Consider the following 18,230-nt stretch of genomic DNA (forward strand, 5'->3'; position numbering starts at 1 on the left):
GCCGATTTCTGCAGAAACGTTTGTGACCGTGATATTTGGGATAGTCACTTGCCATAGGCGGTAACTTCAATCCGTTTCGATCATGGGGCGGAGATTTGCCACATTTGATTTACGCCACCGCTGTAAGTCCATTGTACCGTTGCCACGCCATCCGCAGTGGACGCCGCAGGCATGTCGAGCGCCTTGCCGCTGTTCTTGCTCGTAAGACGATAATTTCCGTTTCCGTTGCCGACTTGAACAATGCTCCAAAGTTGATTTACGCTGCCGGAGTAAGTCCATTGAATGGCATTGGTTCCGTCAGATTGAGAAGCGCCGGTAATATCGAGCGCCTTCCCGCTGTTCTTGTTGATGATCTTGTAGTAGCCGTTCCCCACATAGGTGATCGTCCACTTCTGACTGGTTGAAGCTGTGTACGTATTTTGAACGGCATTAGCTCCATCCGAAGTCGATCCGCCTGTATCTAGAGCTTTACCGCTGTTCGTATTGATAATTTTGAAATCTCCTCCGGCAAATTTGCTCTCTGCCACACCTCCTCCTTCATAGGCGCCGATATCATAAGCGGAACCGACAGGTGTCGCAGTTCCCCAGAAGTCCTTGCCTCCCGTGCTGACACCGAACAAGCTGTTCAGATTAAGGCCGGCGTTAATCGCGGGTGAATCATTTAAAAGCTTGTATGCAGTCAATGTTGATAAACCGCCCGAAAGTGTACCGCCTCCGCCAGGACTGGACAGAGCGGGATTGGCATACAGACCTGTGTCGGAAGATCCATTCTTTTCTTTACCCGTGCCGCTTCTCCATGCGGCTAAAGAATTATACCCGTCCATATGGAATCCAAGGTCATCCGAGAAATAATTGTTTCCTTGCCATTGGCTTGTGAATGTCGACGTCGAACTGAAATTACTTGAAGTATAGAAGATATTATTCCAAATTTTAACTCCAGAATAAATCGTATTGCCGTTCAACCCGTTCCATACAAGGAACTCCGTCGCATTACCGTTAGGAATGTAAACGGTGTTATTATAGATCTTCCATGTCACCGGATCGTTGGGATATGCAGGGTATCCGTCGCCGATGCGGAATGCGACCGGTTCTGACCCCCATCCGTCCAGCTCCATAACGTTGTATCTGGCCACATTGTTGTCATTGAAAGCTCCTGAATAGGGCCAAGTGTTCCAACGCCAGGACAACAGGCTCGGACCTCCGTTATGGCTGGAGTAGCTGTACTGAAGCGTGGAATTGATACCGTCGATATCGTAACCGCCCCCATCGTCCGTATAACTACCGTGCTGAATTGCCGCGTTATTGTTGGAGTTGTTGTATTGGAACACGACATTATCCAGACTTTGACCCCAAATGCCTGTAGGTCCGCCTACACCGTTTGCCGTCATGTCCCAGCCGTTGTTGGATGCTTCCGTATACTCTACAATACCGTTCTTTACGAAGTACAGACAAATGCCGTCCCCGTTCGGATCATTCGGATTTGTCGGATCACCAGGGTTGTTATTCGTCGAACTGTTCCCGATATAGATATTGCTGTTGCCTCCGACCCAATCTCTCTGGTAGTCCAAAGAGCGGATCCCGGCATTGCCGTTATCATGTGCATTGATATTCGTCAAAGTGAGATTACTGCTATGGAAAAAAACAATACCTGCCAGTTGGAAACCGCTGGCATCCACATTGTTGACCACAATATGATCCCCATTATTGATACGAACCCCGCTGCCCCAGCTGTTGGTATATCTGCCATTAGCCAAGACGTTCACACCATCGATCGTAATGTAGGATACGCCGTCAATATATATGCCGTTGCTGGTGTCAAAGCCGTTGTCGTTGATTCGGGTTGTAACCCCGTTGTTGGTGACATCGAATGCATCGACGGCATCATACGCATGACTGTCTGTGTTGGAGGAATTTCGCTGCCCAGTTACTCTGATCTTTAAAGTATGCTGACCATTCGTCAATGGTCCGGAGTCGAATTTCGGCGTGGAGAGATCGACACTGGTTCCGCTGCTGGTATACAGATCAACGATTGTCTCTGCTCCGCCGTCAATGGAATAGGCTACTTTCCCAAACCAGGGCATCGTTTTGACGTAAGCCTTGACCCGGTCGCCATAGAACGGAAGCTCGGCATAATCGTTCGTGTTTTCCGAGTAGTAATAATTCCCGTCATAGGAGTATTGCGTACCGCTGGAGCTAAATTCAGTAATATTATGCTTCCAACCCGATCCCCAATAAGTCACAATATTATTGGCATGAATCTGCGCCTTATCATCATTTATTGTCGTCCAAGAAGAGCCGCCGTTCGTGACATCGATCCGGTCCGCCGGCACTGTAATATCAGTTGAATTTGCGTTCTTCGTCCCCGTGACGCGAACCTTGATGATGTGTTCGCCCATTCGGAGTACGGGACTGGTGTAGAGGACTTGGCTTGTTGTATTTGGGCTTGAATAAAAATCGATATTGGTTTCCGGTCCTCCATCTACCGATACCGCTCCGATGCCCCCCCACCATCCTTTATCGCTATACATCTTGAACTGTGTCCCATAAAATTTCAGTGTGAAAAAGTCATTAGTCGAATGTGACCAGTGATCGTCACCTCCATAAGCGTTGCCAGCACCCGCATTATAGTTCCAACTCCCGAAATACTCGTATTTGTTATCTTGCTGTCCTGCAGTATTCGTAATCGTTGCTTTGCCGGTTCCATAGGAACCGACCGTTATCGGGCTGCCTGAAGTCCCGCTGGTTATTATCTTTAATTGTCCTTCAAACAATTGTCCTCCTTGAAATAAGATCTTGTCGCCTGGACTGAAACTCATGGAGTTAACTTTTGAGATGGTTTGCCAAGGCGTATTTGTGCTCGTTCCGTTATTGTTATCGTTTCCTGACGCACTGACGTAATATGTCGTATTGGCCGCCCATGCTGTATTGCCACCTACAAAAAAGTTCGAACTTACAATTGTAAGAATAGCCATCGCAAAACATAAAACGAGTTTGGACCACTTTTTGATCATTTCACATTACACCTCCATATTTTTAATAATTAAAGAGTGTACAGCAATAAATTTGATTTGTTCACCTCCGTAATAAAAATGTTTAGATAAAGCGCTTACATTCAATTCAAATTATCCATAGCTTCGAACTACTTGGGAATATACAAATACGAGATTCTATATGGAGAATTACGATGAATTATTTATTATGAAGATTTCATTTTGCTGGCCAATGGAAGTAAAAGCCGCCGACGATTCGCTCCCTTCCTTCACTCTCGCAAAAAGCCGTTCAGCATCCGATTCAAAGCGTCTTCGCTTATTTTATTAATTGCGGACGCATGTTGAATTCGATCGTTGATATAGCTCCGGAATTGCTCTTGCAAATACATTGACGTCAAATAACCTTTTACCTCATCCAACGATTTATAGTCCTCATCCTTCTGTAAGCATTCCGCGATCATGATACTATCGCCGAGATCGATCTGCTCGCTGAACTGCCCCCGACTAAGCGACTTCAGTTGGTTGAAAACGGACGCTTGATGCGTATCCCTGGACGACATATTCTTTTCGTCGTAATCCTCGAGCTTGTAGGCTTTTGCCATTCCGATCGTTCGAGCAGCTTCCTGAAGCGTGTCCCCTTGCTTTCCAAGACGAATAACCTTCACTAGCTTTTCCTCGGCATCGGGAACGGATTTGGAAATTATTAGTTGCCCTGTCTTCATGTGCATAATGTCAAATTCGTTCGTTTTGCGTTGTTCATATAGTTCTCGCAGTTTCTCGTTCGTGAGATGCAGCTCATCCTTGGACATGAGAAGCAGCAACTTGTTCGTCAGCTCGCCGATCAATACTCTGTAATACGCATCCAAGTCCAGTTGAACGGGACCATACAGGACCTTTTTGTTTGCAACTGCAGCACTACGGCTGTTATTTTCGGACTCCCACTTTCGACGTATGGCCTCATACCGAATATCCTGGATAAGTCCCTTCTGTTGGGCAAGCTTCAGCAGGATCGTGCGGTTCAGTAACACTGTCAGCGCTTCGTTATGGAGACGTTGGAACGGTTGTTCGCCGCCATAGGAGTTTTCCCAAAAATCGGGATCATTTACATTTATGTTGCCTTGATTTTGAAAATATAATTTTACCTCATTGACTTTGCAACCCGCGGCTTGGCGCCATTGGTCGACTGTAACCGGAATGTCGTCGATATACAAAACAATTTCGTCGCCCTTCGAGGAAGAGGGCACCGCCAACCCGCGCGAGAGAACGGCCACCCCGCAGCAAAAAAGCAGGGCAAGGATAATGATACCCGTTTTCTTCGACACTATTGCCCCCCTAAACCTGCTGATTGGCATTTTTTATGCCTCCTTCATAATGTTGTCCAAATTATAATAAAACGCTTACACAACTCAATTTTACTGTATACCCGTTTTTCCCTCTCCGTGAATACACAAAGTCGAGATTGTCCATGGATAATCACGGCATCCTGTTTAGTTGCTAAAGCTGCCATTTCTGATTCAACCTTGATCCTCCCGAATGACGACAAGTACCTATCGCCAAATGAACAAATAAAACCTAAAAGGTGCACGACACGACTAACGTCATTGCACCTTTTCGAATGCTAATCTTTCTATATTTAATCGTTGCGCATCATTTAAACTAATTTCCTCACTGATATCAGATTCGAGGCAAACCTACCCCCACATACCTTTCATTCGCTTTCGTATCGAAAGACCCTACCCATTCATTCCCACCGATCGAATAATACGCGATATTAATTTCGCCTTCGAAACGCAATGGCGTTTTGCTGCGTACAACGCATTTGCCGCCAAAGCGCGATAAAATCGAAACGGAAATCAATCGCCCTTGTTCCCACTCCATTAACACTTCGAATCCTCCTCGTGCAATAAGCCCACTCACCCTGCCTTCGCTCCATTCATTCGGCAATGCCGGCAACAGGTGAAGCATGTCATCATGAGATTGAAGCAGCATCTCTGCAATACCTGCAGTAACGCCAAAATTTCCATCGATTTGAAAAGGAGGATGCGCACATAACAAATTCGCATAAGAGCCGCCACGGTGATAATTCAATTGCTCCGACTCCGAGACAAGCTGTAATAGGTTTGAAATGAGACGCAGCGCGCAGTCTCCGTCACGGAATCTCGCCCATAGACAGACTTTCCATGCCAAGCTCCAACCCGTACCTTCGTCTCCTCTTCTTTCTAGAGATCTTCTGGAAGCTTCGAACAACTCAGGCGTTTTCTCAAGCGTCATCTGATTTCCAGGGAACACCCCGTATAAATGTGAGACGTGACGATGATTTGGGTCCTCGTCTTCGAAATCTTGCGACCATTCTTGAAGTCGTAAACCGCGACCGATCCTTGGAGGGAGAAGTTTATTACGTTTCGCTTCCCATTCCACTGCTTCCGGTTCTTCCAACTGAAGCAATCGAACGGCATGTATGCAATTATTGAACAACTCGCTGATGAGTTGCATATCCATTGTGGAAGCGATTCCCACACCGGATAGTTGCCCGCTTGGAGAAACAAACCGATGTTCTGGCGAAGTTGATGGCGCCGTTACATAAAAGCCACTTTCATCTAGGATCAACCAGTCTGAATAGAATCGGGCTGCTTTCTTCATAACCGGAAATGCCTTCTCCCGCAAATAGACGATATTTTGGCTAAATACGTAGTGCTCCCATAAATGTTGACACAGCCATGCCGCGCTCATCGGCCAAATCGCCCATACGGACTGCCCGTCTTTGCCGTAATCACCCACCGGGTCGGTCTGCCGCCACAAATCCGCGTTATGATGCGCCGTCCAGCCTCTGACTCCATATAGTGTTGAAGCAGTCCGTTCGCCGTTTTGCGCCAATTCAGCAATGAATTCTAGCAACGGTTCGTGCAGCTCGGATAAGTTGCATGTTTCGGCTAGCCAGTAATTCATTTGCGTGTTAATGTTGAGCGTCCAGTTGCTGCTCCAGGGCGGCCTGACCTCTCGGTTCCATATGCCTTGCAGATTGGCAGGCTGCGTTCCGCGTCGAGAGCTCGAAATGAGCAAGTAACGGCCGTATTGAAACAATAGCTCAATCAATTGGGGATCTGTCGCGCCATGCTCTGCAATTCTGCGATCGGTCGGCATCACTTCTTGCGACGTTGATCCTCTCGATGCGCCTAGTCGAAGCTCGACCCGATTGAACAACTCCCGGTAGTCGACGTTATGCCTATGAAGCAATTGTTCGAATTCAAGGCGACAAGCCGAATCCAAAGAAGCCACGACCTGACGGGAAGGCTCTTTGCCTTCCATTCCAGGAGAGCGTTGATAGCCGTTAAAGCTTGTCGCCGCACTCCAATACAATGTTACGGCGGTCGATCCACTAACATGAATTCCGTTCGCGCTGGCAACCAAAGTTCCACCTTCGATACTCGCACTAAGACGTCCCTCAAAACGCATAGCGCCGCTCGTATCCTCATCGCCATAGACGACAGGATTGTCCGTGGCGTAATAGGACGGATCTACATGCTCCGGCGCTAACCCGCGAATCACGTACTGCTCGCCGTCCGGGAATGTACGATGATGCAGCGGACTGTCCAACTTTGCCGTGAAACTGATAAGCCCCGGTTTACTTGCCGTCAGTCGAATTACAATGACTTGATCCGGTTCGGAGGCGAACATTACCCTTTCGTACTGGATACTGCCGACTGAATAGGCAACGTGTGCAGTTGCCGTTTCCAAGTCTAAGCTACGCTCATATGAATGGGCGATATCCCCATGTTGGAAGGTCAACTGCAGTTCTCCAAAGGGCAAATAAGACTGGTTGTAAGCTCCCATCAACTTTTTGCACATGGCATCCGCTTCAACGTATCGACCTTCGAACAGAAGTCTGCGAATGTCCTGAATCTCGTTCGGAGAGACAGCGGCAGGCTGTCGTTCTGCGACGGGACCGCCAGACCAAAGCGTATCCTCATTTAACTGCAGATGTTCTCTTTCAATGCCGCCGAATATCATCATACCTAGTCTTCCGTTTCCAATCGGAAGTGCTTCTGTCCACTCAGACGCTGGTTTACGATAGAATAATTTCATTTGTGCGGTGTTTCCTCCCGTCCCTACGATCTTATCCTTAGAATCCTGGCGTTCCTTGATTTTGCGCGGTAGAATACCGAATGTTCTCAATTGCCTGAAGCGTTTGTTCCGGCGTCGTTTCACCCAGCATCATCTCTTGAAGCGGCACTGCCAAATCGATCGGACTGAATCCGATTATCAAATTCGCAGAAGCCGGCACGATCCGGTCCGATTGTCCAGTAGCCAGCACATCGGCGTATTCCGGCGTTAACTTGTTCGTTCGAAGTGTTTTGAACAAGGGCTCCGTATATACACCATCGTATATCTCATTTATCTTCTCTGGATTCGCAGACATATCAACGAAATCCATTGCTTCTTTGAAGTACTTACTTTTCTGGTTCACATACATCGCTACCAAATCGTTCCGAGCGTAGCTCCCCCGTTCGTTGAATCCGAAATAAAACGGCATTAAACCGAAATCATCCGAAGCGCCCGGATGATTCACCTGCAGTTCGTTATAAAGGAACGTATCCGTTCCTATAGCCATCGCGTACTTCCCGGAAGCAAGTGCATCGGCTTGTCCATCCCAGTTGTTCGTTTCAAAACTGGGGCCAAGATCTCCGCTTTGGGCGAGTCGATTGTACCAGTTTAGCAATTGCAGCATCTCCGGAATCTGCGGCAATGTTAGCTGATTACGATTCAAACGAACGATGCGACTGTCATCTTGCGCAACTACAGTATCCAGTCCATACTCCAATCCGATTGGCCAAATATCCCGGAAAGCCATGTAAACAGGTATAATCCCATTCGCTCGCAATGTTTCGCACACTTGAAAAAACTGTTCCTCGTTTTGCGGAACCTGCAAATGATATTTGGCGAATATTTGTTTGTTGTATATGATCCCGGACAGCGCACCTTCCCACAACGGGAAGCCATATACACTAAAGTTATTCGTAACGAGCGGAAGCACATAAGGCTGTAGGTTCTTTACCCATATCTCATCGTCCATATTCACAAAATTGTTCGTAGGGTGAAAAGCATCCAGAGCTGCCCCACCGGAAGAGAGGACAATATCCGGCAACACGCCTGCAGCAAACTTCTTCTTCATGAGGGAAGCCGCTGAATTACTAGGAACGGCTTGTATGTCAACTTGCACGCCGGTCGACTGCTCATATTCGAAAATTGCCTTTTGTAAAAATGATCGTCCAATCCAGCTTTGATTCGCGAGCAGGGTCAGATGCACAGGTGCCGACAGTGTCGTACCTTCCTTGTCTCGGGAAGAGCTATAGAAAAACCATGCGTTAAACGATATTAATGCAATAAGCCCAGTTAGCATTAACACTACGAACGATTTTCTCATGCTAGCCCTCCCGCTTGCTTTTCCCGAGTGATCGACTGCTCTCGGAAGGCGGACGGGCTGAGACCGGTCATATTTTTAAACAGCCTGCTGAAATATAAAGCATCTTCGTAACCGACCTGCTCAGACAAATCTTTAAGAGGCAAGTCAGGCTGATTGGTCATGATATTTTTTGCCTTCTCGATACGAAGTGTCATAATATATTTATTCGGGGAAATACCTTTGGCTTGTCTAAACAATTGGGACAGATAATCCTTGTGATAACCAAAGCGTTCTTGCAGCGAATCATATGTGATCGGCGTGAAGTAATGGCGGCTCAAATAGTCCTCGATTTGTCTCACCAATTCGACGGAAGAAGACAACGGCTTCTCCCCTTCAACTTCTTCCCCGAACGTAAATTCCGCAATTCGCGCGAATCGATCAAACGCATCACTAAGTCCAATACTCGATGCCATAATTTCTTGAATATCCCAAGGTTTAAGTGCTGCTTTTGTGTAACGATTATTCCAAACTTCTGTTAACTTGACCATAAGCAGTTCTACAGCGGACTGCGTCATGCCTCGTTCTTCACCTTGCCGTGCCAACAGATTCAACTGTTGCCGAATCTGAGGAAACGTCATTGCGGCCAACCGAGCAAGAGTGGCCTCCAATTCGAAACCGGGTTCGTGTTGGTTTTCGGAGATGCCTTCTCTCATCACCTGCGACAGACCAGAAACGAGCCTTTCCTTCATGGCGCAAAGCAGCCTATGAACATGCTTCTCGCTATCAATCCAATTCGAATTCGATTCCCCAATCATAATATTCACAGGAATATCTGACACATGTAATTCCTGCATTAATCCTTCGGCGATTTTCTCGGCGAAATCGGGCTCTGACGCATTTATGAGCAAGAACAAAATCTGTTGGTTGCATGCGAAACCGCTAACATTCCACCACTTTTCGATTCCCGATTGTCGAAGTGCCTGTGAGTACTCGAATGGATTTGGATAAAAAAAGCGTCTAGCGATATGTTCCCCATCGTGGATCGAGTCGGTCAGATGACCAGCCGCAACAAACAACGGATAGATCAAGCGCGTTCCTGCCATCGTTACAGGAGGAGGCTTCACTTCGCCTTCGTGAAGAAGACGGTTTAAATACGCCTGCTCGGCTTTAGACTTCATGTCCGATAGGTGTTTGCCTAATTTCTCAAACAACGTTTGTAACGTTAACGGGTCGACCGGCTTCAAAATGTAGTCCGTCACGCCACTTCGAAGTGCTTGAACGGCATATTCGAACTCGGCGTAACCGGAAAGAATAAGCCATTCTGTCTTTATGCCTTCCGCTTGTAAGTTACGGATCACAGTCAATCCGTCCTTGCCTGGCATTTTGATATCCGTGATTACAACATCAGGCATTTGCTCCCGTACGATTTGTTCTCCGTCATCACCGTTAAAAGCATACCCGACTACCTCGAAACCGAGGCCAAGAGACTCAATCAAGTGCTTCACCATAAAAAGTGTAGGAGGCTCGTCTTCAATTAGCACAATGCTATGCATGCTCTCCGCCCCCTCCGAAACAGATTTCGGCGCCACCGTCGGCATGATTTCTGATCTCCAGGAAAGCATGATCACGATCAGCTAGATATAAACGGAAGAATGCATTCACCATACCAATACCTTCTTCCGGCAATCTTTCATCGATGGCGGAACCGGTCGTTTTGAATTGTTCTACTCTTTGGTTTAGCCGCCTAATCATGTGCTCGTCGAAACCTGTACCATTATCCCTAATTTCTATACGCCATCTGCCGTCCGGCTGCCATATACCTTTGACAGAAATGTACCATGGCGGCTTAGCGGTGGAGAATGCGTGCTGGAACATATTCTCTATGAATGGCTGAAGAATGAGCTTCGGCACGGAAACGCTACGGATACGGTTGTCCATTTCAAAGTCGTACGTAAAGAAGCCCTCATAACGTTTTCCCATTAACAGTAAATAGTTGCGGATATGTTCGAATTCGTTCTCCAACGTCGTACGGCTGGATTCTTGCTTTGTGACATAACGAAACATATTGGATAGCGCGCTACACATCTCCACGACTTCACGGTTGCCTTGCTTTAAGCCCTGCGCGCTGATGACGGACAAAGTATTGTAAAGAAAATGCGGGTTGATCTGGGCTTGTAATGCCGTCATGTTCGCAGCCACTTCGTTCTGATGGGCTTGTTCCGTCAGCATCATATGCCGTTTGATTTCACCCAGCAAATTGCTCACGACTTTACCAAGCATGACGATTTCATTATTAGAATGTGCGTTGTATACCGCAAGGTGTAGATCGCCAACGTCCACATCCATAAGCGATTTCTTTAGCTGGGTGATTGGCCTCGTTATCCCCAGCGTGTAGACATATAGAAAGAGTAACGTAGTTATCATCGTAACCAAGTAGACCGAGATCGTCGTGTTGCGTAAGATGTTGATTGGCTTTTTGAAAGAGCTCATGTCCTCTACGATGGCGACTGTCAAATCTTCGTTTTTAAGATGTGAATATGTCGCCATAAACGTCTTATCAGAACCCTTTACCTCGAAATTACCCGTGTCTGCTATAAGTCCCACTTTTTGTGTCAGGCTTGGAACGTCAATACCTAGGTTCGCATTCAGTTGACTAAGGAATACATTACCTGCTTTGTCGAAGATCACGAAATTCGATTCATTTTGCTGGTTTAGAAAAGAAAACAACTTTTGAATTTCTTCAACTTCGTAGCTGATTTCAATGAGACCGTATACATTGAAGTTGTCGCGAATTGTACGGATCAAGGAGAACACCTCTCCCTCGCTCGCGGACCATCGATCTGGGTGGGGCCTCACCAACAAATGGTCTAATCCGATCCGATTGGTTAGAAGCAGCTCTTTGATGCCAGGCAATCCCTCAATATAAGATTTGTTCACCATTTGACTGTCCATTTTGTTGCTGACGTCGATGAAGTCATAATTTTTAGAGATGAGAACGATGCTACCCTTAAGCGGCTGCAAGCCGGTTATCGAGTACAGGACATCACGCACTTCGAGACTCGTCTGCGGATTGTTGTCGAAGTAATTTTCCGTGGAATTCATCGGAATATGACTCATCACCTGTTGGATATAGTTCGAAGCATTAATAGAAATCGAAATATTATTGATTTCATTCAACATGGCATCAAGCTGCTCCTGCACCTTCTGTGTGGTCTGCAGCTTATTCTGTACCATATTCCGCTCAATAATGGATCCCGTATAAAAGTAAAAGGATAAATTAGTTGCCAAAAGTATAACTAATACCGCCAACGAGAGGGAGATGAATACATAGTATTGATACTTCAGTGTTGTAAACATCCGCTACCGCTCCCGGTTGTTGTCGAATAGTCGGTACTTGTTTATCGTAGCCCAGTAATTACCTTCATAATAGGCAATATCATAATTGAATAAATATGTCGCGTCTGATCTTGTGTACCAGCCCTTTTTGTTTTCAACATTAATAGCTTCGTAATCATATATTCTTGATGAAAACATACTGGTTCGAATCCAACACGATCCATCTCGGTACAGAGCGGCGTGAAGCGCGTTTGTCTCACGGCACTTTTCGCCCTACCAGTTCTCGGCTAATTTGGTAAACGTGGTCCGAAGCGATTCTCGAAATCGCGCTATTATGTACGCTTTCATTCTAATGAAAACGTATTGCGTTCGCAATGGAGAATCTCGATATCGGATATGGATTATCCAGAGAACCGGGGCGCAGCTTACGTCATCACATTAGGGTAGCCTATCTCCGCTCAATGGGATCGTTCAACCTCATTGTACAAGCGGCCTATCAATCCTTCAAAGCGCCGGAAGTAATACCTTGGGTGATGAATTTTTGCGCCACTAGGAACAGAACGAGGGCGGGGATTCCAAGCACGACGAGAAAAGCATTGAATTTCCCGACATTGCCCGGCGATAGCCCGAAAGCGCCTTTCAGATTGTTGATCGCCACATTTGTGGTCGCCAGGTCTTTATCGGTCAAGAACATGAGCGGCGCCAGAAAGTCCTGGAAAGACCACATGACGCACAAGACGCCCAAATTGATAAGTGCGGAACGGGCCAAGGGCAAATAAACCTTCGAAAAAGCTTGAAAAACGTTCGCGCCATCGATCGTAGCCGACTCCATCAGTTCTTTGGGCAACGAATCATAGAAGTTCCGAAAGAACAGCACCGCAAACGGAAGCGTCATCGCGACTTCCGAGCATACGACCGCCAGCAAATGATTGTACAGCCCGAGGTTTTGAAAAATGTAGAAAAACGGCACGATCATGACGACGAGCGGGATGGCGAGGCACATCAACACCCCGATGTAGACGATCTCCTTGCCGGCGAATTCGATTTTGGAAAACGCATAACCGGCGAGCGAACCGACCAACAGCACGAAGAACGCATGTCCGACCGCGATTTGCAGCGAGTTCCAGAACGTCGATAATACACTGATTCCGTTGATTTTGTGGGTGAATACGAAAATGTAGTTTTCAAAGCCTTCGTATTTAAGCGAATTGTATATCGCCGAGACGATCGGAAAGAGGAACAGTAATCCCAAGCCGTAGATAACCCAGCGGATCGTTCGCTTTTCGCCTTTCGACACCAGGAACATATCCATGTTTGGATGACCCCCTTACTTTTTCATGGTAGTGAACCGGATTTGCAGCAGTGCCAGAATGAACGCGACCAGCAGTACGATGACAGAAGCCGCGGACATGATTCCCATCTCCATCCCGCCGTTCTGTTGTCTGAACACGTAGGTCGACACGATTTCTGTCGAATTCATAGGACCACCGCCCGTCAGCAGGAAGATGCGTTCGAATTCTCGAAAGCTGCCAAGTAAAATCGAGAGGATAACCGTCTTGTGTGTGTTCCGAAGCATCGGGAACAAGATGAGCGTGAGCATTCGCCCGAGTCCCGCTCCGTCCAGCACCGCCGCTTCCAGCACGCTCGTATTTAAGGTCGGGAACTCACTGACGTAATACATGATCGGAAGTCCGATCAGGAAGATGGACATGACCATGATTGAGCCGTAGGCCAGGTTCGGGTCCGACAGCCATTGCAGAGCCAGAAAGTCGAGACCGATGAAGCGAAGGAACGTATTCAACGTTCCGAACCGGGATTCGAGCATCATCGCGATCACGGTGGCGATGAGCGCCATAGGCATAATAGTGGGCAAGAACAGAATCGAATGGAACAGCTTTTTGCCAGGTAGCTTGAATTGCAGGAAGATTGAAGCAACGAATCCGAACGTTAAGCCGATGATGACGGACACAACGGCGAACACGATCGTATTGAGGATCGAATGGAAAAACCGCGAGTCTACCAGTAATAAGCGGTAATTGTCCCACCCGATGTACTTCGGCGTGTGGAACGAAATATCCGTGCTTTGAAACCCGGTACGGACGAGAAAATAAAACCCATAAGCGAAAAAAACGACCATGACGGCAAGCAACGGCGCGATGAACAAGTATCCGGCAGCGGTGGCGTTCCAACTGTAATGTTTGGCTTTCATCTTAGCCTCCTTCGAAGAGAGAACTGCCGCGGCTTCGAGGAGCGCGGCAGTTCGGGCTGGTCTGTGTCATACGACCGTCTTATTTCAAATATTTGCCTGTGTCGAATTCCTTCTGGATGTTTTTAGCGATGTCTTCCGGCGGCGTTTTCGTCAGCAGCATCCTTTGCAACTCCGGACCAACGACATCCGAGGAGAACGAGCCCAGGTTATTGCGATCCGCCCCGGCCGAAGCGATCAGCTCCTGCATCTTTTTGAACGATTCTTGGCCGGTTGCGTTCAAGTCGCTCAAGTCCGGCGTAAAGCCGACTTTAGAAGGAACAACGACGAAGAGCTTGCCCAGCACGTCAGCGCCTTCGCCGAGGGTCATGAACTTCACGAATTCAGCGGCTTCGGCTTTGTGCTTCGAGTTTTTGCTTACGCCCATTCCGATGTCGAGAAAGGAACGAACCGTTGGTTTGCCGCCCGCGGACATGACCGGGATCGCGGTGAGGCCGATATCCTCAAGCGCGATGTTGTTCGTGCTTTTGTATTTCGAGGAAAGCATCGATGCCGCCCAGCTGCCCTGGATGAACATGGCCGCTTTCCCGGTCGTGAACGTTTCGAGAGCGCGGGTATAATCGAGGTCTATCACGTCTTGGGAGATCACGCCATCATCGATCCATTGCTTGAATTCTTTGACGGCTTCCAGATATTCAGGTGAATCCCATTTGCCGCCTTCTTTGTAGCGGATTTTATTGAATAGATCGGATTTTTGCGTGAGCAAGGTCAGGACGATTTCGTCCAAAATCCAGCCTTCTTTGCCTCCCAAGGAGAGCGGAAGGACGCCCGGTCTCTTTTCTTTGACGGTCTTGACGATGTTCTTCAGATCGTCGTACGATTTCGGTGCTTGCAGGCCAAGATCCTGGAGCATCTTGTTGTTGTAGTACAGGAAACTCGCACCGGTGCTTCCGACTGGTACCATCACCATCGGATCGCTTAGTTTTTTGGCCTGAGTGATGGAAGTTGGATCGAATTGCGACTGCCAATCGTCGCTGACGTATTGCTTCATCAAGCCGTCTGTTTCTTCCAGGTAAGGCTGAAGCTGCTTTACCATGTTCGGCTGCACGCCGACAACGTCGAGTTCTTCGCCCGTCGAAAGGGAAATCGGAAGCTTCTGTTGGTAGTCCAAGGAGGACATGACCGTCAGATCAACCTTGATCATCGGGTGCGATTTCTCGAACGCTTCGATTATCGGCTTGTAATCGTCCGCGGAAGGGACCCACGTCCAATATTTGATCGTGACTTGTTCGCCGGAGGCAGAGCCCTCGCTTGCGGACGGACTTGCGGACGGCGACGACGATCCGGAAGAAGCGGCATTGTTATCTTTATTTCCGCCGCCACAGGCGGCAAGGAGCAGAACCAGCATGACGGATAGAACCAAAGCGATGGCGGATTTGCTCCGCCGAACTAAATGAGACATGTTGTGACCCTCCTTTAGAATGTTTGAAAATGAGTGTATTGCACTTGCGGATTTTAGGGTATTTCGCGGTTCGCGTAACCGCGCTATTGTGCACTTTTTCATTCTAAGAAAAGCGAATGGCGTTCGCAATGGATAATCCCGATGTCGGATATGGATTATCCGGAGAACCGGGACGCGCCAGAACTTCCACTTGGATGGGGCCCATCACTTTCAGATGGAGCTCCCTTTCGTCCTGCAACCATTGCACGTCCAGATGCGGGATCCTCGTCCGCCAGCTCCTGGAACGCCGCCACTTTCTTTTTTGCTTCATTTTTGTCATTCTGCTCCGCCGTCGCCCGGCCCTGAATATCAGGTAAACAATCGTTCAGCATGCCCTAAATAATCCAAAGTGGATTAATGAAAAAACAGTTATTTTTCCGACGGAAGTTAGGGAACAGAGAATTATACTGGATTGAGACAAAGATAACAGGTCAGGTAAGGTGTACACCATTACTTGACCTGTTTCTACGTATGTGTCGGCTGCTGGCTGCACTATGTCTCCGAGCGGTTCTCGGCATTTTGACGCATGACTTTAATTGCCGCTTTCAACAGCTTAGCTGGATTCACGCATTTTCTTTGCTGGTACAGGTTCGCTCCCTTTAATAGTTAACTGTTCAAGCAAGGATTCCCCTTCAATATCAATATTAGGAAGTATACGATTCAACCACCTTGGAATGTACCATGCAGAACGACTTAGAATTGTCATAACCGCAGGGACAAGTGTCATTCGTACGATAAATCCATCGATTAACACGCCAAATGTTAAGGCTACGCCTATGGCTTTCGTAACCGGATCCGGGGTGAAAATGAAGCTTGAAAAAACAGCAGCCATGATCAAACCGGCAGCGGTTACGACACGACCGTTATGTCCGATACCCATAATAACCGATTCGCGCGCTTTCCCAGTATGAATATATTCCTCACGCATCCGACTAACCAAGAAAACTTCATAATCCATGGCTAGTCCAAACAATATACCTATAACAAGTATGGGAAGTAAACTAAGGATGGGCGCAGGTTGCGATATTCCCAATAGGTTCAAAAAGTGACCGTCTTGGAAAATAAATACGACCACACCCATTGATGCCGTCAGACTCAGCAAAAACCCAATTACCGATTTAAGCGGAATGAGCACAGAACGGAATACCAATGCCAAGAGGATAAGCGCGAGGCCGACTACGACTAAAGCAAATTCAGGTAAGACAGAATTCAATTTATCGGATACATCGATATTCACAGCCGTAGCACCTGTAATATAAAGCTTCACATCTTCAGCTTTCTGAATTGAATCCGTATTATTGCGAATAGTATTGACTAAATCTTTGGTTTCCGTGGTGTTGGGACCCGTTTGTGAGATGACGCTTACGAGCGCGATCGAATTCGTTTGATTCCAAATAGGCTCTGCGACAGATGCGACATTCGGTAATGCAGATAATTCTTTGATTATGGCTTGTGAGGCTTCCTTCGGATCTTTTTTTCCTAACACATCTATAACGACGACCAACGGTCCGTTAAATCCAGGACCAAAGCCTTTTGAAAGCAAGTCATAGCCCTTATATTCCGTAGATTCTTTAGGCGAGGCTCCATTATCAGGTAAACCTAAGTTCATGTGTAGTACTGGAAGGCTGATAACTACCAAGAACAATACGCCAATGAGTAAAATAATTACGGGATGGCGAGAGACAAAGCGCCCCCAGCGAAAGGAGACGGTTTGCTGGCTAGCGGATGCAGGCGGTTTACGAAATAAACGCGACGTCCTTGCAGGACTAATGCGTTGTCCTACCAGGCCGAGCACAGCCGGCATTAAATTAATTGCGATGAACACAGCGATTAAAATCGTGAATGAAGCGGCTAATCCCATAATTGAGAGGAAGGGAATTCCGGTTATGGATAAACCCGCTAACGCAACTATGACCGTTAATCCGGCGAAGACGACCGCACTGCCTGCGGTGCCGACAGCACGCCCTATTGACTCTTCGATTTCTAGACCTTCAGCAAGCTGATGACGATGCCTAGAGATGATGAATAGCGCATAATCGATACCGACAGCCAGACCAAGCATTATTGCTAGGATAGTAGCGGTTGAAGTCATGGGAACAAATCGGGAAACGAATAATACGCACATAATGCCAATTCCGACACCTACGATAGCTGTGATAATAGGTAATCCTGCCGCTAGCAAAGATGCAAAAGTAAAAGCAAGAATGGCAAAAGCCACGATTATTCCAACGAGTTCTGGAGCTGGATTGCTTTCAAAATTAGCTAGCCTAACCGATCCACCAAACTCTGTTTGAATTCCTGAATCACGAGAAATATTGGCGCTTTCTACTATTTTATCTATAGATTCCTTAGTTACTTTCTGTGATTCCGTGTTATAAATAATATCCGCAAAGCCGATGGTTTTGTCTGGACTTATCGTTTGCAAGCTGAAAGGATCGAGGATTACCGCAACCTCCGTATCCTTCTTAGCTTGTTCGAGAGTCGCTGCAATTGCTTTTTTAATATCTGCAGATTCTAAAGTTTGACCTGCCGGCGCAGCAAAGATCATTCGAACGCTTCCTCCGCTAGCTCCGGGGAATTCCTTATTAAGCAGGTCAATGGCCTCTTGAGCTTTTGTTCCTGGAATGGAAAATTCATTGCTGGTTGGACCGGCAAAGGTTGAACCAACTATAAACGCCGTTATCAAAAAAGCAATCCAACCAAAAATAACAGAACGACGATTGCGATAAGACCATTTTCCAAAACGATAGAGATATTTAGACATAACTACTCTCCTTGTGCGTCTGCTTGTGTAAA

The 18,230-nt window shown here is 47.3% G+C and carries 12 protein-coding genes; all 12 read right to left on the reverse strand.

Going from position 1 to position 18,230, the window contains the following annotated elements; genetic code table 11:
- Positions 1-80: 80 nt before the first annotated feature.
- The 12 genes from K7P76_RS24185 to K7P76_RS24235 all read right to left on the reverse strand — a co-directional run bounded on the left by K7P76_RS24185 (position 81) and on the right by K7P76_RS24235 (position 18,198).
- Entirely contained in the window at positions 81-3,011 is a 2,931-nt protein-coding gene (locus tag K7P76_RS24185; protein WP_232187940.1) for an RICIN domain-containing protein, read from the reverse strand.
- A 248-nt stretch (positions 3,012-3,259) separates the two neighbouring features.
- On the reverse strand, positions 3,260-4,312 hold the full coding sequence (locus tag K7P76_RS24190) for a hypothetical protein (RefSeq protein ID WP_232187942.1): 1,053 nt from the start codon (positions 4,310-4,312) through the stop codon (positions 3,260-3,262).
- Between the two features lie 352 nt (positions 4,313-4,664).
- On the reverse strand, positions 4,665-7,073 hold the full coding sequence (locus K7P76_RS24195; RefSeq protein WP_232187943.1) for a glycoside hydrolase family 95 protein: 2,409 nt from the start codon (positions 7,071-7,073) through the stop codon (positions 4,665-4,667).
- A gap of 37 nt (positions 7,074-7,110) precedes the next feature.
- Positions 7,111-8,412, reverse strand: a complete 1,302-nt coding sequence (locus tag K7P76_RS24200; protein WP_232187944.1) for an ABC transporter substrate-binding protein — start codon at positions 8,410-8,412, stop codon at positions 7,111-7,113.
- Positions 8,409-9,944: a response regulator transcription factor gene (locus tag K7P76_RS24205; RefSeq protein WP_232187945.1), complete on the reverse strand. Its 1,536-nt coding sequence runs from the start codon at positions 9,942-9,944 to the stop codon at positions 8,409-8,411. Before K7P76_RS24205 ends, K7P76_RS24200 begins: the two co-directional genes overlap by 4 nt.
- Positions 9,937-11,748: a cache domain-containing sensor histidine kinase gene (locus K7P76_RS24210; protein ID WP_232187946.1), complete on the reverse strand. Its 1,812-nt coding sequence runs from the start codon at positions 11,746-11,748 to the stop codon at positions 9,937-9,939. The genes K7P76_RS24205 and K7P76_RS24210 overlap by 8 nt, the downstream gene beginning before the upstream one ends.
- Before the next feature lie 3 nt (positions 11,749-11,751).
- Complete coding sequence (locus K7P76_RS33760) at positions 11,752-11,925, reverse strand: polysaccharide lyase family 8 super-sandwich domain-containing protein (RefSeq protein ID WP_373692475.1); 174 nt, start codon at positions 11,923-11,925, stop codon at positions 11,752-11,754.
- 298 nt (positions 11,926-12,223) lie between these two features.
- Complete coding sequence (locus K7P76_RS24215) at positions 12,224-13,039, reverse strand: carbohydrate ABC transporter permease (RefSeq protein ID WP_232187948.1); 816 nt, start codon at positions 13,037-13,039, stop codon at positions 12,224-12,226.
- Positions 13,040-13,054: 15 nt separating this feature from the next.
- Positions 13,055-13,936, reverse strand: a complete 882-nt coding sequence (locus K7P76_RS24220; protein ID WP_232187949.1) for a carbohydrate ABC transporter permease — start codon at positions 13,934-13,936, stop codon at positions 13,055-13,057.
- A 79-nt stretch (positions 13,937-14,015) separates the two neighbouring features.
- Positions 14,016-15,395, reverse strand: coding sequence for an ABC transporter substrate-binding protein (locus K7P76_RS24225; protein ID WP_232187958.1), 1,380 nt, complete (start codon positions 15,393-15,395; stop codon positions 14,016-14,018).
- Positions 15,396-15,498: 103 nt separating this feature from the next.
- Positions 15,499-15,705 (reverse strand): hypothetical protein, encoded by a 207-nt coding sequence (locus K7P76_RS24230; RefSeq protein WP_232187960.1) that lies wholly within the window; start codon positions 15,703-15,705, stop codon positions 15,499-15,501.
- Between the two features lie 282 nt (positions 15,706-15,987).
- Complete coding sequence (locus K7P76_RS24235) at positions 15,988-18,198, reverse strand: MMPL family transporter (protein WP_232187962.1); 2,211 nt, start codon at positions 18,196-18,198, stop codon at positions 15,988-15,990.
- Between the last annotated feature and the right edge of the window lie 32 nt (positions 18,199-18,230).

This window comes from Cohnella silvisoli (genome assembly GCF_021190915.1).
Classification (GTDB): domain Bacteria; phylum Bacillota; class Bacilli; order Paenibacillales; family Paenibacillaceae; genus Cohnella; species Cohnella silvisoli.